Below are 22,059 nucleotides of genomic sequence, written 5' to 3'. Positions count from 1 at the left end.
ATGCAATTTGGCACTCGTCTCGCAAACAACAATGACTACCAGTTCGCATATGAAGTAAAAATCGCGGCTGAAGTAGACGCGATAACCGCAGTATTCGGTTGGGACGAGGAGCTTCAGGTCGAGCTGCATCGACAAGAGTGGAATACCGGCAAGCCAACCATCATCACCCATAATGACTGCTCTATCGGCACGTTTATGTTAGAAGAAAAAGGCGATTGCTGGTTTTTCTCTAGGTTCTTCATTTTTCCTAAATATCAGAACCATGGAATTGGCAGCGCTATTTTACAACAGGTAATCGAACAAGTTTCACTTTCAGAAAAACCTTGTAAATTGTGCTATTTGCAGGGAAATAAAGTGCGCGGTTTATATGAACGATTCGGCTTCACTATAACGGAACAAGATAGCCAATATGTTCATATGATTTACCCTAAGCTTCAGGAGAAGGAATAACTAACCTTAAGCTTAGGCAACCGCAATACCAGAAAAAGTAGAATTAAAAACGCCCAATGAATTGAAACCATTGGGCGTTTTTCTTCGCTAATTACAAGTCATGCTGAATGACATTATTTTGTAATAGTGAATCCACGATCTGAGACGAATCCATCCCTGTAAAATCGATTTGAGAGCCTAGATCTTCTACTATTATCGTTTGATGAACACTATCATCAGTGGTGATATCTAGTTCGACATCATCGGTACCATCAACCACTTTCGCCTCAATTTTATCGCCAATTGCCGACAATAAGTCTTCCATTGGGGTGTCTTTCAAGTCGGTGATTACGTCCCTCAAATCAATAGCATCACCATCATTCACACTGAAATCAGTGATGGTATCTGTTGTTCCTTCATCCACAGAGTCGGTCGTCCACTTGAATGTATCGTGCCCAGAACCACCAGTAAGAATATCGGAGCCTAATCCACCAATCAGAATATCGTTACCAGCGCCGCCAATAAGAGTGTCATCTCCAGCACCACCAAATAGCTGGTCGTCGCCATCGCCACCTTCAATGCGATCGTCACCATCTCCCGCTCTGAGTTCTATACCAGTATCATCCCCCAGTATGAAGCTATCATCGCTTGCAGAAGATTGATCAATCGCAGAGCTGTCTGGAGTGACATCTAGGTCTATCTCAATTGGCGATGATGTCGCAAAGCTTCCGTCCGTTTCTGTTGATACCGCTGAAACAGAGATGGTGTGAGAACCCACCGTCGCTCCTGATAATTGAAGACTGTCGATTGCATCAGCCGATACTGTCCAGACATTGCCATCTTGTACAACACTACCAACACTACTGCTTAAGACCGCACCGTTTGGAATACCTGATAATTCAAGTGACAGTACTTCGTTGCTATCGGTCAGAATCGCGACCAAGCCAACCAAACTGATCCCCTGCATGCTGATACTTTGGCTTGCGTGAATATGTTTGATGTAGTTGAAATTCGGGTCAACTTGCAGTGTTGGCTGATTTGCTACAGGCGCAACCGCTATTTGGAACTTCTCCTCATCTTCTAACGCCATGCCAGAAGCATTTTCGAAGTAGACACCATTATCTTGTGCTTTCACCGTGAGTTCGATCGTTTCGTTCGGGATCAGGCTAGCATCGACAAACACACCTGTGGATGGATCGCTACTTGATAGCACCGCATTGATGTCATCAATGGCGCCGATCAAAATAACTTCACCCGACATACCTACGCTTTGTGTCACACCGCTTGAAGGCGGAAGCACCACACTCAAGATACCAAAGTCTGTATCAAGCGTTACCGTCATGTCTGCATTCGCATGAGCACCGCTGTAGTCTACATCGCTCACACTAATGCCTGTGATTTTCTGGGCTGCCGCTTCCTCAATACCCGATGTCACTAATGAGCCATCGATTTCAGGGGCATCGTTTACCGCTAATACCGTCGCTGAAGCACTTCCAGAAATCGTTTGGAAGTCATTGACACCATCTGTCGTACCATCATCAGTGATGTCATAGGTAAAGTTGACGTCACCATAAAAGTTTTCCGCAGGTTTAAATGTCCAAGTTCCATCACCGTTGTCCGTTAGTACACCAGAGGCCGGGTCAGTAAGTGCCACATTACTAACCGTCATTGCATGAGATTCAGGGTCGTTGGCGCTAGACAAAAGCTGCGCACTCGTAATAACTAGGCCAGCAGTACTGTCTTCTTCGATATCGCTAAGGGTTACTGGTGCCGTAGTCGGCTTATCATTGACCTCGGAAACATGGATCACAAAGCTATCGCTGTTAGTGTTAGATGTGGATATATCTCCCGGATCGACACTACCTACATTGCCTTGGTCATCCACAATAACGTTAACCTGGACGCCATCAGCATCCGTCAGATCGTTGCTGTCAGGAGCTGGAGTAAATGTGATCAAATCATCGGCTATTGCTGCATTCACATTGCTCACAGTGCCTAAAATCACAATAGACTGAGTACCTGGGTCTAGGGTCACAGTTAAACCAAAGTCCGAGGCAATTTGACTGTCAAACTGTAAGCTGCCTGAGTCGACGGTCAAGGTCACAGCGTATTCTGCATTTGGGTCATCCAACTCGCTATCTACATCACCAATGGTGAAGCTATTTAGTGCAACTGGCGTATCTTCTTGAGTATCCACGTCAACAACATTGGCAAATGTAGGCCTATCATTGACAGCTTCGACATCAACAGACACATCAAACTCTTGCGCAGGACCAAAGTCAGCCGCTCCAGCATCAACCGCTTGAACCTTAAAGTGCAAGTTGCCATCCCAGTTATTGCTGTTCGCATCACCGGAGTTAAAGATGATCTTATCTAAGCTTTGAGCATCGACTTCAACAATCCAAACACCTGCGACTAAGGTAGCCGTACCAGTCACACCCGATGGCAAAGAAACGCTCGCACCGTCTGGTGCTCCGGTAATCTCAACCCGCAATGTCTCTGGCGTATTTTCAGTGTGGTTAGCACCGGCTCCGATCGAGTCAGCCTTATCGACAACAGACGCTTTAATATCAATCTCTACATCTTGACCTTCAACCCCGAGAGCATCAGTCGTTGGCTCGATATCGACTTCGTCCGCCACTGGCGTGACATCAATGGTAAAGGTGCTGTTGTGCTCTGTTGGCACACCTAGCAACTCTTCCTGAGTAAAGACAGTAATACCAATCTCCGCGCTGCCGCTAAAGTGTTTAGGCGGTTTAATCTGGATCGCACTCAGGTCAATCGAGGTTTGGCTTGGATCTTTTAGCTGAATACTCCACTCTCCTCCACCATTGTTCTTAATGGTGAAGTCCGACGACGTTGAGTGAAGAATAAAGTCTTCAGGCACATCCGTAAGCTTCATTGAAACGAACTCTTCAGAGCCATCGTTATCATTTAAGCTCACCGTTAGCCCAGAGCTACCATCCGATAATGAAATCCATGTATCTTCATCTCCTTCAGCAACAAACGGGTCCGCTGGATCCATTCCAGTGATCGTAATGTCATCAACCACGGGTGTCACTTCAAAGGAGACGCTACCATCAAATTCACGCTCGTCTGTCACTGTACCGCCACCGGTGTCATTGAAGACTGCTGTATCAGTAATCTTTCCGCTAATATCAATGGTGACTGTGTTCTGACCATTATCTGTTGGATAGTTTTCTGCCGGTTTGAATAGCACCTCATCCAATGCACCCGCCGCAATTTCAGCTTGGGTGAATGTAATTGTGTCACCTAACACATTGCCAGAAGCGTCAACAAAGTCACCCATCGCTGAATCAGGTATAGTCAGAGTAACTTCCGACACAACTTCCTGACCGCCTTCAGTGCCATTCAGCTTATCCGCTAAACCAATAGAGAAATCTAACTGAATCAGACCATCTTCATAGCCTATGTTGTCATTGGTCGGTACATCGTTGGAAAGATCGACGTTACCGCTTCCGTCAACTATTGGCTGATGATCCGCATCCAAGCCCAATGTTCCTTTGATGTTTACAGACATAGAAGGAGTGACATTGTTGTCAAATGGCTGATCGACCGCGGAGTCTGGGACATCGGCAATTGGAGTCACCTGAACCGGTAGCTCTACCGGAATCACATTCTCATCACCCGATTCCGTGTCAGTGGTAATGATCACAAGCGGCAACTTAAAATCGCCAGAATAATCTTTCGGCATAGACAGGAACAAAGACCCGATCCCGCTCACTGAACCATCTGCATTCAATGTTGCTTGGAAAACATACTTACCATCAACAAAGTCGTAATCTGTTGCTGTGATAGAGGTACCTGACGGGATCTGTGGCGAATTCGGATCAAGTACCACAGTAATCTGGTCAGCGACACCATCATGCCCGACAATAGAAAACATCGATTGAGTTTGTGTACCTAAATCGATCACATTGTCTTCTTCGCCAGCCACAATGCTCACGCCGTCATAAACAATATTGGCGGCAGTAGACGTTTTCTCGACAACTTCAATCGGAAACTCTAACGTAACTTCTGTTTGTCTGAGTACAGTTGAGTCTTTCTCGTTGCCCACATCTTCGCCCAAATCGACGACTTCAGCATAGATCACCATATCGATTTGGCTCGTACCATTATTGTCGTTCGGATTCCCTGGCGTTAAATCCAAACCTGCTGGGGCTTTGATTGAGAAGTTTTCTTCATCAGTAATAACCCACTTGCCGCCACCCTCGTTCGTTGCGCCAGTGATGAACAACTGGTCGAGAACATCTTCAGATAGGTTCTTAAGCTCGACAACAAGCTGAGTCACTACTTCTTGAGAAGAGTCATCAAACTCTTGATATTTAATGATATTGGCATCTGGTTCATCGGTGCTCTTATCATTGATGGTAAAGTTGATGGTGCCGTCACTATCCGCTTGAACAACAGAGAGTACCGCTCCATCTGATTCTGTCACCAACAGTTTTTCATGTTTAGCAGAATCAGGATCGGTTGTATTCTCTTCCTCAACCACTGGGTTGACGGTCACAGCTACCGTTCCAGAAATATCCTTAGAAGCAATGCCCTCACCTGGCTCCCCAGCATTCACGTATTCATGGTCTGTTTCACGAACCGTGACTAATGTATCCAAGGTGAAATCTTTACTTGAGTCTTCAGGTAGCTCAACTTGGATGTAACCGGATTGGGAGATCACCGCCGAAAAGTCTTGGTCGCTCTGACCACCAGTTGGTTCTAGAATTAAGACACCACCTGTAGCGGTAAGGTCTTGTGCAACACCATCGACATATACGATCGCTCCGTCAGGGAAGTTAGATATTTCTAATCGCGCATAATATTCGTCATTATCTGGGTTTTGCCCACCTTTCGGTTCCCAGTTAATATTGATAATCGTGTCTTCATCACCTTGAGAAGTAGCGGTATACCCGTCCTTCGCATCAATCACTGGTTCAACATTCAAACGGATCTCTCGCTCAAACGCTCGGCTATGACCATCATCCTCAGTCACAATAATCGTGGTTTTGATATGGATGTTTTCAGTTGAAGACTCAACAGGACGAATAGTGATACCAGAATCAAAATGCATGCCGGTAATGTTCGCTTCGTAGACAGGCTCACCATTGGTGTCGTAGCCAACGAAGGTTAGATCCACTGAGCTACCATCACTGTCAAAAACTTCGACACCATGAGGAATATTCGACAGCAGCACGGTTACAGATTCTGAGTCATCAAGTGGAGCATCAGCTCGTTCACCGGACACTACCGAGAAACTTAAGTTCGCTTCACCGTTCTCTTGAATTAGAGCTTCAACACCCGAAACTGTTCCATCGTCAAACTCATGCCATGACGTCTGCCCTGCAAAAATGATTGCGTCTGGTACATCGGCAACACCTTTCACCGCAACGTTAACTGTTTTCTCACCCAATGAAGTTTCATTGATCACTGTCCCTGATGTCGTGACAGCAGTGTCCTTCACAATACCTTCGACTTTGAAGTTAAAGTCTTCATTACTGTGCTTAGGCGGCAATACCTCAACTTGATCCAAGTACTGTTCTGGAATTTCATAGTAAGCGACACCACCGGCACCGTCCGAAACTTCAACAATCGGATTATCAGCAGGGTCTCCAAGCCAAATTACGGAAACACCACCCTCAGAGAAGCTCGAAATGCGAACATGCAAGGACTCAGAACCGTCGATATCAACGGAAGCTGACATGGTAATCACTTCACTGAGTAGAAGTGGGTCATGATCGGTTTCAGGATCAACGGTATCCTGTGCAGCAGCATTGTCTTCGAAAATATTGATACGACTTACGCTAAAACTGCCTTTATCGGCGACTGGTGCGACATCGATAACGATCTCTTGTGTCGTTGATTCTGCCGTATCTTTTCCTGCGTGAATATTGTTAGTTTCAGAAGTTACTGCAGTAACCTCAAGTTTGATCTGACCGGAAAACTCATCATTCGGGTCGACTTCGACATCGCCAATGCGGTCAGCGGGAACCAAATACACACCAGAGCCCGCTGGCGTGTCTGTAATCGGCGTACCATCAGAATACACTAGTTCAGCGCTATCACCACCGAGAGTAAACTCTAAGCGATAAACAATCGTTTCTGGCGTGCTGTCATCTTGCGTTTCTGCAAGTATATCCAGCTCAACGTTACTTCCATCTTCGTCCGTTTGATAATCGAACGTACTTGATGCAGTCCAAGTAGCGATATCCGCTACGCTCTCTACATCAATGACCAATTTACCGCGAATACTGTGATCAACGACACCACTATTGAGCACTTCCATCTCAATATTAACTTTGAAACCACCATCATTTGTTGAGTAGTTTCTGTCAGGTACAAAGAACAGGTTATCAATTGTCGAAACTGTACCATTGATGGTTTGATCAACGAGGCTCGCGTCTAGCACATAGGTGTTTCCAACCTTAGTCAAAGCGTGGTAGTCGCCACTTGAGTCTTGATAATAGAAAGTACCGTGGTGGTTATTGGCATTCTTAATAATGATGTTGCCAATTTCCTCTCCACTATCAATATCAAACAGATCGGCTTGCAGCTGCACTTGAATCGGCGCATTGTCTAAGCCTCCTAAGTTGTCCTCAGCATTCGCGTCATCAGTACTTGCAATCGAACCGTCTCTACCAGCATCTTCGGTTCCTTCTACTTTAGAAAGAATGATTTTGGCATTTTTGTCTTCGATTACGACATCAAGTTGTTCAGTAGAAGTATCCCCATCACTGTCTGTGGCAGTAATGTCTACGCTAAACGGAATATCTTCACCATCAGTATGTTCTAGGCTCTCAGCTGGCTTAAAGCTCACTCGTCCATCGGCACGAACATTCAGTGTCCCCAAAACAACTTCTACACCGTTAATAGTTTCAACAACCGATACGGTTTCTCCTCTGCCTGTAATTTCAATTTCATCGGTCAGTGGATCGTTGCCTTGCTTGAATTGAATGTCTCGCCCAGGTTCATCAACAATTTCAAACTTGGTTAGCTTACCTTCGTCAGCTCCTTGCGTGTCTGCTGCTCGATCACCGTCTTGGTCGAACATATTAACCGCTCGCCATCCTTGTCCTTCTTGGCGAACAATCGTCTTATCATGCAGAGTCGGTTCGTCGTCCGCCACGGTAATCGATAAGTCCGCCGCGGTTGCGGCTGTTTCACCAGTAATGGTCGAACGGTCGCCGTCACTGTCTACCGCATAAACCGGCAGCGTAAAGGTCAGGCTGTCGTCGTTCGCTCCGGTATGGTCCAGCGCTTCCAACAGCGTGAATTGGTATTGGCCAAGAGCGGGTGTATCGAGCGTGATGCTAAAGACTGGCGTCTTAGTGCCGCCCACCTCGATGTAACCTTGGTAACTGCCGTCGGGCAGCTCTTCTAAGCGAACCGGCTCACCTTGGGCCGTCAGTGAGTCATCGGTATTGAACTCGCTTGGCTCTAGCTCATAGCGAGCAATGTCATCACTGCCTACGGTGGTTGTGATGGTGCCGGTGCCTGTGATGTGGTCATTATCCGGTGAAGAGCCATCGCCGAGGCCCGCTTCATCCAGACTCAAGCCCGTCACGTTAGTGATGATAGGTAACTCACCATCGGCAATGCTCAGGTCAATGGTCGCCGTTTGAGTGTCACCATCCCCGTCCACAGCGGTGAAGACCACGGTGCTTTCTATCGGATCGACGGTGCTGTGGTCTAAATCGCGGTCCGGCACAAAACGGAATTCACCGTCTAACGTGATGTACACGGTACCGTCACTGACCGCAAAGTCTTGCTCTGTGGCGTCGGTGTCATCGAGCGTATACTTGGTGCCGTTGTAGGTGAACGACTCTATCACGGCGCCGTCCGCCCCTTCTTGGTCAAACAGGCTGTGCGTCACTTCCACCGCGCCATCCGTCGTCGGCTCCGTCAGTGCAAAATCGTTATCCACCAATGACAGCACATCGTCCGCCACGGTAATCGATAAGTCCGCCGCGGTTGCGGCTGTTTCACCAGTAATGGTCGAACGGTCGCCGTCACTGTCTACCGCGTAAACCGGCAGCGTAAAGGTCAGGCTGTCGTCGTTCGCTCCGGTATGGTCCAGCGCTTCCAACAGCGTGAATTGGTATTGGCCAAGAGCGGGTGTATCGAGCGTGATGCTAAAGACTGGCGTCTTAGTGCCGCCCACCTCGATGTAACCTTGGTAACTGCCGTCGGGCAGCTCTTCTAAGCGAACCGGCTCACCTTGGGCTGTCAGTGAGTCATCGGTATTGAACTCGCTTGGCTCCAGCTCATAGCGGGCAATGTCATCACTGCCTACGGTGGTTGTGATGGTGCCGGTGCCTGTGATGTGGTCATTATCCGGTGAAGAGCCATCGCCGAGGCCTGCTTCATCCAGACTCAAGCCCGTCACGTTAGTGATGATAGGTAACTCACCATCGGCAATGCTCAGGTCAATGGTCGCGGTTTGAGTGTCACCATCCCCGTCCACAGCGGTGAAGACCACGGTGCTTTCTATCGGATCGACGGTGCTGTGGTCTAAATCGCGGTCCGGCACAAAACGGAATTCACCGTCTAACGTGATGTACACGGTACCGTCACTGACCGCAAAGTCTTGCTCTGTGGCGTCGGTGTCATCGAGCGTATACTTGGTGCCGTTGTAGGTGAACGACTCTATCACGGCGCCGTCCGCCCCTTCTTGGTCAAACAGGCTGTGCGTCACTTCCACCGCACCATCCGTCGTCGGCTCCGTCAGTGCAAAATCGTTATCCACCAATGACAGCACATCGTCCGCCACGGTAATCGATAAGTCCGCCGCGGTTGCGGCTGTTTCACCAGTAATGGTCGAACGGTCGCCGTCACTGTCTACCGCATAAACCGGCAGCGTAAAGGTCAGGCTGTCGTCGTTCGCTCCGGTATGGTCCAGCGCTTCCAACAGCTTGAATTGGTATTGGCCAAGAGCGGGTGTATCGAGCGTGATGCTAAAGACTGGCATCTTAGTGCCGCCCACCTCGATGTAACCTTGGTAACTGCCGTCGGGCAGCTCTTCTAAGCGAACCGGCTCACCTTGGGCCGTCAGTGAGTCATCGGTATTGAACTCGCTTGGCTCTAGCTCATAGCGAGCAATGTCATCACTGCCTACGGTGGTTGTGATGGTGCCGGTGCCTGTGATGTGGTCATTATCCGGTGAAGAGCCATCGCCGAGGCCCGCTTCATCCAGACTCAAGCCCGTCACGTTAGTGATGATAGGTAACTCACCATCGGCAATGCTCAGGTCAATGGTCGCCGTTTGAGTGTCACCATCCCCGTCCACAGCGGTGAAGACCACGGTGCTTTCTATCGGATCGACGGTGCTGTGGTCTAAATCGCGGTCCGGCACAAAACGGAATTCACCGTCTAACGTGATGTACACGGTACCGTCACTGACCGCAAAGTCTTGCTCTGTGGCGTCGGTGTCATCGAGCGTATACTTGGTGCCGTTGTAGGTGAACGACTCTATCACGGCGCCGTCCGCCCCTTCTTGGTCAAACAGGCTGTGCGTCACTTCCACCGCGCCATCCGTCGTCGGCTCCGTCAGTGCAAAATCGTTATCCACCAATGACAGCACATCGTCCGCCACGGTAATCGATAAGTCCGCCGCGGTTGCGGCTGTTTCACCAGTAATGGTCGAACGGTCGCCGTCACTGTCTACCGCATAAACCGGCAGCGTAAAGGTCAGGCTGTCGTCGTTCGCTCCGGTATGGTCCAGCGCTTCCAACAGCGTGAATTGGTATTGGCCAAGAGCGGGTGTATCGAGCGTGATGCTAAAGACTGGCGTCTTAGTGCCGCCCACCTCGATGTAACCTTGGTAACTGCCGTCGGGCAGCTCTTCTAAGCGAACCGGCTCACCTTGGGCCGTCAGTGAGTCATCGGTATTGAACTCGCTTGGCTCTAGCTCATAGCGAGCAATGTCATCACTGCCTACGGTGGTTGTGATGGTGCCGGTGCCTGTGATGTGGTCATTATCCGGTGAAGAGCCATCGCCGAGGCCCGCTTCATCCAGACTCAAGCCCGTCACGTTAGTGATGATAGGTAACTCACCATCGGCAATGCTCAGGTCAATGGTCGCCGTTTGAGTGTCACCATCCCCGTCCACAGCGGTGAAGACCACGGTGCTTTCTATCGGATCGACGGTGCTGTGGTCTAAGTCGCGGTCCGGCACAAAACGGAACTCACCGTCTAACGTGATGTACACGGTACCGTCACTGACCGCAAAGTCTTGCTCTGTGGCGTCGGTGTCATCGAGCGTATACTTGGTGCCGTTGTAGGTGAACGACTCTATCACGGCGCCGTCCGCCCCTTCTTGGTCAAACAGGCTGTGCGTCACTTCCACCGCGCCATCCGTCGTCGGCTCCGTCAGTGCAAAATCGTTATCCACCAATGACAGCACATCGTCCGCCACGGTAATCGATAAGTCCGCCGCGGTTGCGGCTGTTTCACCAGTAATGGTCGAACGGTCGCCGTCACTGTCTACCGCATAAACCGGCAGCGTAAAGGTCAGGCTGTCGTCGTTCGCTCCGGTATGGTCCAGCGCTTCCAACAGCGTGAATTGGTATTGGCCAAGAGCGGGTGTATCGAGCGTGATGCTAAAGACTGGCGTCTTAGTGCCGCCCACCTCGATGTAACCTTGGTAACTGCCGTCGGGCAGCTCTTCTAAGCGAACCGGCTCACCTTGGGCCGTCAGTGAGTCATCGGTATTGAACTCGCTTGGCTCCAGCTCATAGCGGGCAATGTCATCACTGCCTACGGTGGTTGTGATGGTGCCGGTGCCTGTGATGTGGTCATTATCCGGTGAAGAGCCATCGCCGAGGCCTGCTTCATCCAGACTCAAGCCCGTCACGTTAGTGATGATAGGTAACTCACCATCGGCAATGCTCAGGTCAATGGTCGCGGTTTGAGTGTCACCATCCCCGTCCACAGAGGTGAAGACCACGGTGCTTTCTATCGGATCGACGGTGCTGTGGTCTAAATCGCGGTCCGGCACAAAACGGAATTCACCGTCTAACGTGATGTACACGGTACCGTCACTGACCGCAAAGTCTTGCTCTGTGGCGTCGGTGTCATCGAGCGTATACTTGGTGCCGTTGTAGGTGAACGACTCTATCACGGCGCCGTCCGCCCCTTCTTGGTCAAACAGGCTGTGCGTCACTTCCACCGCGCCATCCGTCGTCGGCTCCGTCAGTGCAAAATCGTTATCCACCAATGACAGCACATCGTCCGCCACGGTAATCGATAAGTCCGCCGCGGTTGCAGCTGTTTCACCAGTAATGGTCGAACGGTCGCCGTCACTGTCTACCGCGTAAACCGGCAGCGTGAAGGTCAGGCTATCGTCGTTCGCTCCGGTATGGTCCAGCGCCTCCAACAGCGTGAATTGGTATTGGCCAAGAGCGGGTGTATCGAGCGTGATGCTAAAGACTGGCGTCTTAGTGCCGCCCACCTCGATGTAACCTTGGTAACTGCCGTCGGGCAGCTCTTCTAAGCGAACCGGCTCACCTTGGGCTGTCAGTGAGTCATCGGTATTGAACTCGCTTGGCTCTAGCTCATAGCGGGCAATGTCATCACTGCCTACGGTGGTTGTGATGGTGCCGGTGCCTGTGATGTGGTCATTATCCGGTGAAGAGCCATCGCCGAGGCCTGCTTCATCCAGACTCAAGCCCGTCACGTTAGTGATGATAGGTAACTCACCATCGGCAATGCTCAGGTCAATGGTCGCGGTTTGAGTGTCACCATCCCCGTCCACAGCGGTGAAGACCACGGTGCTTTCTATCGGATCGACGGTGCTGTGGTCTAAATCGCGGTCCGGCACAAAACGGAATTCACCGTCTAACGTGATGTACACGGTACCGTCACTGACCGCAAAGTCTTGCTCTGTGGCGTCGGTGTCATCGAGCGTATACTTGGTGCCGTTGTAGGTGAACGACTCTATCACGGCGCCGTCCGCCCCTTCTTGGTCAAACAGGCTGTGCGTCACTTCCACCGCGCCATCCGTCGTCGGCTCCGTCAGTGCAAAATCGTTATCCACCAATGACAGCACATCGTCCGCCACGGTAATCGATAAGTCCGCCGCGGTTGCAGCTGTTTCACCAGTAATGGTCGAACGGTCGCCGTCACTGTCTACCGCGTAAACCGGCAGCGTAAAGGTCAGGCTGTCGTCGTTCGCTCCGGTATGGTCCAGCGCTTCCAACAGCGTGAATTGGTATTGGCCAAGAGCGGGTGTATCGAGCGTGATGCTAAAGACTGGCGTCTTAGTGCCGCCCACCTCGATGTAACCTTGGTAACTGCCGTCGGGCAGCTCTTCTAAGCGAACCGGCTCACCTTGGGCTGTCAGTGAGTCATCGGTATTGAACTCGCTTGGCTCCAGCTCATAGCGGGCAATGTCATCACTGCCTACGGTGGTTGTGATGGTGCCGGTGCCTGTGATGTGGTCATTATCCGGTGAAGAGCCATCGCCGAGGCCTGCTTCATCCAGACTCAAGCCCGTCACGTTAGTGATGATAGGTAACTCACCATCGGCAATGCTCAGGTCAATGGTCGCGGTTTGAGTGTCACCATCCCCGTCCACAGCGGTGAAGACCACGGTGCTTTCTATCGGATCGACGGTGCTGTGGTCTAAATCGCGGTCCGGCACAAAACGGAATTCACCGTCTAACGTGATGTACACGGTACCGTCACTGACCGCAAAGTCTTGCTCTGTGGCGTCGGTGTCATCGAGCGTATACTTGGTGCCGTTGTAGGTGAACGACTCTATCACGGCGCCGTCCGCCCCTTCTTGGTCAAACAGGCTGTGCGTCACTTCCACCGCACCATCCGTCGTCGGCTCCGTCAGTGCAAAATCGTTATCCACCAATGACAGCACATCGTCCGCCACGGTAATCGATAAGTCCGCCGCGGTTGCGGCTGTTTCACCAGTAATGGTCGAACGGTCGCCGTCACTGTCTACCGCATAAACCGGCAGCGTAAAGGTCAGGCTGTCGTCGTTCGCTCCGGTATGGTCCAGCGCTTCCAACAGCTTGAATTGGTATTGGCCAAGAGCGGGTGTATCGAGCGTGATGCTAAAGACTGGCATCTTAGTGCCGCCCACCTCGATGTAACCTTGGTAACTGCCGTCGGGCAGCTCTTCTAAGCGAACCGGCTCACCTTGGGCCGTCAGTGAGTCATCGGTATTGAACTCGCTTGGCTCTAGCTCATAGCGAGCAATGTCATCACTGCCTACGGTGGTTGTGATGGTGCCGGTGCCTGTGATGTGGTCATTATCCGGTGAAGAGCCATCGCCGAGGCCCGCTTCATCCAGACTCAAGCCCGTCACGTTAGTGATGATAGGTAACTCACCATCGGCAATGCTCAGGTCAATGGTCGCCGTTTGAGTGTCACCATCCCCGTCCACAGCGGTGAAGACCACGGTGCTTTCTATCGGATCGACGGTGCTGTGGTCTAAATCGCGGTCCGGCACAAAACGGAATTCACCGTCTAACGTGATGTACACGGTACCGTCACTGACCGCAAAGTCTTGCTCTGTGGCGTCGGTGTCATCGAGCGTATACTTGGTGCCGTTGTAGGTGAACGACTCTATCACGGCGCCGTCCGCCCCTTCTTGGTCAAACAGGCTGTGCGTCACTTCCACCGCGCCATCCGTCGTCGGCTCCGTCAGTGCAAAATCGTTATCCACCAATGACAGCACATCGTCCGCCACGGTAATCGATAAGTCCGCCGCAGTTGGGTCCGTTTCACCAGTAATCGTTGAGCGGTCGCCGTCACTGTCTACCGCGTAAACCGGCAGCGTAAAGGTCAGGCTGTCGTCGTTCGCTCCGGTATGGTCCAGCGCTTCCAACAGCGTGAATTGGTATTGGCCAAGAGCGGGTGTATCGAGCGTGATGCTAAAGACTGGCGTTTTCGTGCCGCCCACCTCGATGTAACCTTGGTAACTGCCGTCGGGCAACTCTTCTAAGCGAACCGGCTCACCTTGGGCTGTCAGTGAGTCGTCGGTATTGAACTCGCTTGGCTCTAGCTCATAGCGGGCAATGTCATCACTGCCTACGGTGGTCGTGATGGTGCCGGTGCCTGTGATGTGGTCATTATCCGGTGAAGAGCCATCGCCGAGACCCGCTTCATCCAGCGACAAAGGATCAATACTATCAATAACAGGAATGGAGCCATCGGTAATTTTGATGTCCATAACGTTATTGGTCGTATCACCATCGAAGTCATTAGCCGTAACAGGGAGTTGAAGTGATATGCTATCGTCGTCTGAAGAGTGGTCCAGAGGAGCTGATTGCTGAAAGTTGTACTGCCCCTGAGTATCAATACTGATCACTAGAACCGAGTCACTGCTCCCTGTTAGGGCCAGAGTGATCGTCGTACCATCATCTGAAAGAGTCGCTGTAGTCGCTTCTCCATTACTAGTGAAACCATTAAACTGATCTAAAACACTTGCGTCGAAAGTCACAGACTCTAAATTATCGGCACCGATATCAAATAGTGTACCTATTAAGGCTTCACTCGAAGATTCCACATTTTCGATGCTAACCTCTGCCGCTGTCGCATCAGCGCCATCCACAATACCAACATCAATGGCTACTGGAGACTTGATGTCGTTGCCACCGCTGTCTTGCCCCAAAACCTCAAGGTTAATTGCTATCTGGTCATTATCGATAGAAACCAAGCCATCACCAACACTAGGTACATGATCGATTGGTTGGCTGACTATAGTTACAACTTCCAGTTCAACGTCTTTGCCAGCATTGATAGGGTTTAGCTCAATTCGTAGAACTTCGTCACCAGAAGCAAGCTGGCCGACAATGGCATTAGTCGCTTCATCGAAAGCAAAAGAAACGGTTTGCCCCCCCGACGTAATGTCAGAGTCAAGCTCTTCAATTAGCGCGTCTAGCCCCTCTTGCGAGAAGGTAAATGTTGACGCTACTAAAGCAGAATCACCCGCAACAACGGTCACGGTTTCGGTAACTGATTGAGGGTATGAGTTTAGAGAGAGCGAACCTTCGGTTAATGTTTCACTTAGGGTTTCACCACCAGCAGCAAACACCGTAGGTCTGATGTCATCATTGACGGCATCTTCAGAGTCACTCTCTGGAATTGAGGTTTCAAAAAACGTGCTCGCCAGCACTTCAGTAAAGTTATAATCAATAGTGACAAAGCCTGCATTCGCCGAACCATTACCACCACCAGCAGCGGTAGCTTCCAGTACTTCCGTCGGATCGACACCGTCTAGAATCGCTTGCTGAATAGCTGCGATATCTTCCTCACCAAACTCAGCATTGGCAATATTATCAAGGTCCGCATTAATGGCCCCAGACACTTCAGCAGTCGCCAACCAAGGGTTCTCCGCATCGCTTTCATCAATACAAGCAACACAGTTTTCAGCAACCGGAAACGCTTGTTGATTCGCAATGACAACGGCAGATGCACCATTAATCGTGATAATGATATCGTTTTTATCGACTTCATTACCTTCAGCCAAAATCCTTGCACTCCCTTTCGGGCTCACAGCAATGACTTCCCCAATTACTTCTTCAACAACAGCGCGCTGGCTAACAACTTCTAGACTCATCTCAACCTCTCAATCAACGAGATGTGCGTAACTACTCTTCAATGGCAGCTATCTTATTGATTTGAATAAATGGACCACGATTCACATACAAAACATGCATATATTCTGCAATAAACCTTTGTACTACTTATTAAATCTTATAATTTGTAAAATATTATGTAGAACATACCGTAATACATCAATAATCTCTATATCAATTATAACCTAGGGTTTGTAATCAAGATTCACTCAAAAGTTTAGATAAAGAAGCAAGTTATCGCCTAGGGTGACTAGCTAATAATAAGAATAACAATAAGTTATGGATTTCACCTCACCTAAAAAGAACGAGAAAAGAACTAGTTAGCAAAACAATCGTATGGTTATCGTTTGAATCCCAGCCAATAAGTGAGAAGTAACCGTACGTTGCAACATATAGTTAAAGCCAAACAAAAAACAAAATGGCTAACGTTCACTATGAATCAATCAACCAGTTCAGTGGGCAGTTACAACAGGCTTAAACTGCTAGTAAGACACAACATCAACTCCGCTCTACCGATCGCTCTGATCCTGTTTGGCGTTTTTCTTGTATCGACAGTCCTCAACTTCTACAGTGCAAACCGCTATGCTCAGCAACAAGGCAAGCTTGCTATCGCAGAGTTGGAAAGCTTCATTACCAACACAGCCAGCGACTTACTCCAGTTATCGGAGCAGGTATCAGACAGATGCGATCGTACAGACGTACTGGCATTACGAAAATACGTATTCTATTCCCCAATCTTGAAAGAAACCGGAATCTACAAAGATGGACGTGTTTTTTGCACCAGCAATGAAGGCGTTAGTGACATTCCGTTGTTTAGCTCTATCCTGCAGAGAATTAGCGAGTCTCCTAACCACATAACTATTTCTCTTACACGCTCTAAAAGTCGGCTCCAAACCTTTTTCGTGTTTGCCTCAAACGATAAAAAGAGTGGCGTCAATGCATTGCTACCACCGGAACAGTTTCTGAGAATCGTGGCGCCAACCTTTGAAAAGTATGAATACGGCTATCAGATTTCTGTGCTCAACCAAACCATTCAAAGCGAGCACGGCTCTATAGAATCAGCGCATAAGCTATTTAGTTTCTCTTCTCACCTATACCCACTTTCCGTCACATTGCATTTGAATGCCGACTCCTATCAATATCATTACCAGCAACAGTTATGGAAAACGCTGCTGATGGCAGCACTCTTGTCTGTTGGTTATCTCTTTTTCAGCAATTACCTGATCTCGAGAAATTCCATAGAACACTCACTAAAAAGCGCGTTGCACCATAAAGAGTTCGAGTTGTATTTGCAGCCAATTGTGGATATTCACAAGCAGCGAATCGCGGGCTCAGAAGCATTGATACGCTGGGTGCACCCTGAACAAGGAAATATCCCGCCAGATATCTTTATTCCCCTGGCGGAACGAATTGGCGTCATCGATGAAGTCACTAAGAAAATGCTTAAAGCGGTAACCGCGTTTCTCTACCAGAATCGAAAATCTCTAGATGGCCAATATATCAGCCTGAATATCAGCCGCCAGTTAGTGATCAACGACCAGTTTATGCATTACATACAGAGATATGCGAAGAGACACCCAACGATTACCCCATTACTGCTGCTTGAGATTACAGAAAACAATGATTATTCGAGCTCTGAAATGGATAAAGCAATTGAAGCGATGAAAACACTCAACCAACTGGGATTTCGCATTGCCGTCGATGATTTTGGGACTGGCTACTCAGGGCTCAACTTTATTCGCCAACATAACTTTGACGTGCTGAAGATTGATAAAGTTTTCATCAAGAGCCTGCACTCTGACTCCTCAATTACACCAGTACTGATGTCCATGATTGGCTTAGGTGAAGAACTCAACATGAAGGTGATTGCCGAGGGGGTAGAAACACAAGCTCAGATTGATCAGCTAAGAAAACTTGGAGTGCGCTACATACAAGGTTTTTACTATTCAGCCCCCCTACCGCCAAGAGAGTTCATAAACTTTGGCCAGCACACGATGCAGCGCTTATTTCCATACTAAGAGCAGCTGGGCAAGGGCACTTTCTTACTTAGTAAATGACTACTTAGTAAATTGCCCTTGCATGGCACGACTAACTGGCAATTTCTCATCGCCAATAAACACCGACATTTTCCCAGTAAAGTCCTTTTTCACCTTTTCTATCGCCGATACATTCACAACTATAGAGCGATGGATCTGCCAAAACAGTTCTGGGTCTAACTGGGAAAGAAGTTCCTTCAACGAAGTGCGCAATAAGTACTCTACCACTGCACCCTGCTCGCTTTTAAACAAAGACACATATTTATCTTCCGCTTTGAAAAACAAAACTTCTGAAATAGAAATGAGGTGAATTTCTTCGCCCTTGGAAGCCTTGATCCACTTAAGATAACTCGGCTTCGCTTGATGGGTCAGTTGTTGAATCTGGTTAAGTAAGCTCACCATGTCCGGACTGGCTGCATGAGCAGTTTTGAAACGTTGTTTAAGCTTAGAGATACATTGCTCCAGCCTTTGTTCAGATAAAGGCTTTAAAAGATAATCGACTGCATTGTTTTCGAACGCTTGTACTGCAAACTCGTCATAAGCCGTAACGAACACCACGCAAGGTGCTGTTTCACCGAATGCTAGCAGTTGCTTTGCGAGACTCATACCATCAATGTTGGGCATTTTTATATCCAGAAATGCGATATCTGGTTGGTGTTCCTGAATCAATTCTAGAGCCTGACGCCCGTTTTCAGCGGCTCCAACGACTTCTAGTTCCGGCCAATAATCCGCTAACATTTTATTCAAGTGGTGGCGCAACAACGGCTCATCATCAGCTATAACTGCGCTTAACGCATTATCGTTCATCCAGTACTTCCTCAAGCCCATCCAGTGAGCGGGTTGCAAACCTAAGCGTTGCCTTAACGCCACCTTCTACATGTTCAGCGATGGTCAGAGAGGCGAATTCACCAAATAGTCCAAGCAGCCGCTGCCTAATATTGTCCAAGCCAATACCGTGGCCAGTATGTTGTGCTCCCGCCGTTAACCCAACCCCTGTATCCAACACTTCGATCACCGTGTCATCTTCTTCGACAAATGCTCGAATCGTGATTTGTCCGCCCTGCTCTTTAGGCTCAATACCGTGCTGCAGAGCATTTTCCACCAATGGTTGAAGAATCAATGGAGGAAACGTCACTCCATGCTCCACTTGGTTATCTATCGTAAAATTCAGCCTGTTACCCAAGCGAATTTTCTGAATCGACAGGTAGGCATCAACAAGATCAAGCTCACCTTGCAAATTGGTGTGCTTTTGACGACTACTTTGCAAGGTTCCGCGCAATAAATCAGTGAGGCGCTCCAGCATCATTTGAGCACTTTTGGGTTCACTGGAAATCAGTGCATTGATGTTGGCAAGAGTATTAAATAGGAAGTGAGGTTCTATTTGGCTTTGCAATTGCTTCAATTGGCTAAGGATAAGTGCTTTTTCCTGTTCGGATTGCTTGCGTTTAGCCACTTCAAGAGCTTTCTGAGCTTGCAGCTTCTGTTCATGAGCATAGAAGTAAAAAAAACAGGCAACGGTAAACACAAAGCCAAGAAACACCACTGGCTTCATTGAACCGATATGACTGAATTTCTCATACTTATTTAACCAAAAGTACGCGTTTCCGCTACCGAGTACCATAGCAACCAGTAACGAGTAGATGTTGATTTCTCTTAGCGAAAAGTTAGGTTTAAGCCAAGCAATCAAATGAGCACTGATCACCGCACTATAACCATAACCAAAACTGATCGCCAAGTGCTCCCACAGCGAACTAGGCCAGATGGTTTGCGTGGTGAATGCAATAACAGTACAAAACAGCGATGTCCACGCTAAGCTTTTTAAGCTATTCGCAGCATGTCGCTTTAAATCAGACATCAGAACTTCCCTTTCAGATTTAGTAGAATCATATGCTTATCCGACAAATTTGCATACACAGAATCTTTGCTCCCGGTCATAAATCGCGCAGCAAGCTCCACATTAAAAGAAGATTGACCAGAGTCGTAGGCAGTGTAATTCAGCCACTGCGTTGCGATAAGCCCGCCATCTTGTGGTGAATACAAAAAGTCGAATGTCGGTTCTAAATTACCTAGCCACAACCATTCTTTGCTCCATTCCCAATGACTCCAGCTACTCGAATCTAAGGACCAATGCATCATAATGTTGTGCGCAACCAAATTGGCATGATTCAAACCTTGTGCATACGACAACGCTAACTCGGAGCTCGTCGGATAAGACGATAGATTAAGCGCTCTCTGATAAGCGTTACTCCAGTCCGATTTGTCCCAACTTCGACTGTCATACCAGTATTCGACAATGATGTTCTGGCCAATGGTGTCCGCCCAGTTAAGGCCAACCAATGCTTGATACCCATGATCTAAGCGCTCATCACTTAGCTCCACGGGTTCAAAGTCGTAACCTTGCTCATAGCTCAAATATTTGTTTTGCCACAACATTGATGCATGAATTTCCCAAGCATGGCTCAACACGGTCACTACTGATCCACCAAGCACTCCATCGCGTACATCATCATAGTAAGCTAAGCCTTGCCATTCTGTATCACCCGCTAAAAGATAACGCCGGATGCCAATCCCTTGTTGTTCGGATCGTTCTTCTAGCTCACTCCCCTGTTGCGAGTTCCAAGAAGAATCGGTGTACACTAAGCTCCACTCTCCGTACTCGTCAAAGTATGATGTCATTAGGGTCCCAGCCCCTTCTTCTACTTGAATACCAACAGGATTACGTCGATACGGTTTGAATATGTCTAGTGGGCGATAGCCATAACCAACACCCCAATCTAAGCGGACCTTACCTACCGTCAAATCAACCGCATTATCAAACCAAGCAGGGCTACCTTGCCAAAACAGCTCTTGCACTATCAGTTCCCCATCAAAGGAGCGAGCGGCGTCTGAGCTATAAACATCTGTTCCTTTCGCTGCAAACAAGCCAGTCCAACCCTGCCAACCTACTTGAACATCCAAAAGGACATCTACTGAGTTTGTCTGGTTTTGCTGCGGCTCTTCAAACCAAACCGAGCTTCTATGAGCGGCTATGCCACTGCTTACCATCCAATCCCAATCAAACGAAAGTTCGCTAGCAACAGCGTTTTGTGTGACCAGTAGCCCCAGCAGAAAAACCCTTGGACCTTGTGTGATTCGGCTGATCGATTTACCACTCATTACTTCCCTCGAATCACTATCGATTTTTGTCATTACTGCAGTCCTTTACCTACCAATCAACCTACAGTCCCGACACCGAGTTTCGTGTTAGATAGGCTGGGTTGTAATATTTTTCCGATAACTCTTCTGGTGTGATGGATTGATATTCAATCACCGTTTTCTTCGCTGGTTGAATACGATCGAGTAACGTCATAGCCACTACACGTTGCTTGCCTTCTCTTTCGCCTAGTTGAAACCAAGCTTGTTTCGCGAGCTTACCTGACCTTAAGTACAAGTTTGCTTTAACTGGGAAGTCGTCGCTGGCATCAAGCCATAACTCGATTCGCTGATAACTCGCCCCATTGGTTTTTGCGGTAAGCTCAAGTTTATTTGTCACAACCTTCTGCTCGTTTTCTAACTCTACGTCTTGCTGTGTTATCAATTTGGGTTGATAGTCGTCGCTCCACGTTAAGGTTGAAATGTCTCCAACCGATGCCTCACCGAGCAGCTTCTGCATCGGGGTAATACGAATCGGACGGCGACTTTTAGGCATTAGCAACCAATAGTTATCACCCAGCATGAGCATCTTTTGACCCGCTTCAACTTGGGATTTAAACACCACTAAGGATTCTCTATTGGGCCGTGTATAAACGTTGTATGCTCTGGTTTTATCCAACTCATCGTGCTCATAAAGTTTAACCAGAGACACTACTTTTGAAGAAGCTGAATCAAGTCGGTAGTTGTCTGCGTTGATCACCATTTGCTGAGCATTACTCTGACCATAAGACATGCCAGACAACGCCATCAATCCCATCGCTAACCACGTGTTAATCATTTGTCGCATTGCTTTGTCC

Annotated in this window: 7 protein-coding genes; 2 read left to right on the top strand and 5 right to left on the bottom strand. The window is 48.7% G+C overall.

Translation table 11 applies throughout. The features are described 5' to 3' along the window. Positions 1–450, top strand: a complete 450-nt coding sequence (locus J4N42_RS16315) for a GNAT family N-acetyltransferase (protein ID WP_252033491.1) — start codon at positions 1–3, stop codon at positions 448–450. Between the two features lie 91 nt (positions 451–541). Here J4N42_RS16315 and J4N42_RS16310 read toward each other — a convergent pair whose 3' ends face one another. Continuing rightward, the gene (locus tag J4N42_RS16310) at positions 542–16,015 is read right to left on the bottom strand and encodes a retention module-containing protein (RefSeq protein ID WP_252033489.1); all 15,474 of its coding nucleotides are present in this window, start codon (positions 16,013–16,015) and stop codon (positions 542–544) included. Between the two features lie 453 nt (positions 16,016–16,468). Between J4N42_RS16310 and J4N42_RS16305 the strand changes: the two genes are divergently transcribed. After that, the gene (locus J4N42_RS16305; protein WP_252033488.1) at positions 16,469–18,052 is read left to right on the top strand and encodes an EAL domain-containing protein; all 1,584 of its coding nucleotides are present in this window, start codon (positions 16,469–16,471) and stop codon (positions 18,050–18,052) included. A 39-nt stretch (positions 18,053–18,091) separates the two neighbouring features. Here J4N42_RS16305 and J4N42_RS16300 read toward each other — a convergent pair whose 3' ends face one another. From J4N42_RS16300 to J4N42_RS16285, 4 genes are all read right to left on the bottom strand, one after another. Continuing rightward, on the bottom strand, positions 18,092–18,877 hold the full coding sequence (locus J4N42_RS16300) for a LytR/AlgR family response regulator transcription factor (RefSeq protein ID WP_252033486.1): 786 nt from the start codon (positions 18,875–18,877) through the stop codon (positions 18,092–18,094). Beyond that, positions 18,867–19,925, bottom strand: a complete 1,059-nt coding sequence (locus J4N42_RS16295) for a sensor histidine kinase (RefSeq protein ID WP_252033484.1) — start codon at positions 19,923–19,925, stop codon at positions 18,867–18,869. The genes J4N42_RS16300 and J4N42_RS16295 overlap by 11 nt, the downstream gene beginning before the upstream one ends. After that, positions 19,925–21,226 (bottom strand): hypothetical protein, encoded by a 1,302-nt coding sequence (locus tag J4N42_RS16290; RefSeq protein WP_252034174.1) that lies wholly within the window; start codon positions 21,224–21,226, stop codon positions 19,925–19,927. Before J4N42_RS16290 ends, J4N42_RS16295 begins: the two co-directional genes overlap by 1 nt. Before the next feature lie 61 nt (positions 21,227–21,287). Next, positions 21,288–22,040, bottom strand: a complete 753-nt coding sequence (locus tag J4N42_RS16285) for an outer membrane lipoprotein-sorting protein (protein WP_503035479.1) — start codon at positions 22,038–22,040, stop codon at positions 21,288–21,290. Positions 22,041–22,059: the final 19 nt, after the last annotated feature.

The sequence above is a fragment of the Vibrio sp. SCSIO 43135 genome (genome assembly GCF_023716665.1).
Lineage (GTDB): Bacteria > Pseudomonadota > Gammaproteobacteria > Enterobacterales > Vibrionaceae > Vibrio > Vibrio paucivorans.
The sequence above is the reverse complement of the archived record's forward strand: the minus strand, read 5'-3'. Positions and strand labels throughout refer to the sequence as shown.

Coding starts and splice junctions, on each gene's coding strand:
- J4N42_RS16290 (WP_252034174.1), bottom strand. CDS start 21,226: ATGAGTGGTAAATCGATCAGCCGAATCACACAAGGTCCAAGGGTTTTT.
- J4N42_RS16300 (WP_252033486.1), bottom strand. CDS start 18,877: ATGAACGATAATGCGTTAAGCGCAGTTATAGCTGATGATGAGCCGTTG.
- J4N42_RS16295 (WP_252033484.1), bottom strand. CDS start 19,925: ATGTCTGATTTAAAGCGACATGCTGCGAATAGCTTAAAAAGCTTAGCG.
- J4N42_RS16310 (WP_252033489.1), bottom strand. CDS start 16,015: ATGAGTCTAGAAGTTGTTAGCCAGCGCGCTGTTGTTGAAGAAGTAATT.
- J4N42_RS16315 (WP_252033491.1), top strand. CDS start 1: ATGCAATTTGGCACTCGTCTCGCAAACAACAATGACTACCAGTTCGCA.
- J4N42_RS16285 (WP_503035479.1), bottom strand. CDS start 22,040: ATGATTAACACGTGGTTAGCGATGGGATTGATGGCGTTGTCTGGCATG.
- J4N42_RS16305 (WP_252033488.1), top strand. CDS start 16,469: ATGAATCAATCAACCAGTTCAGTGGGCAGTTACAACAGGCTTAAACTG.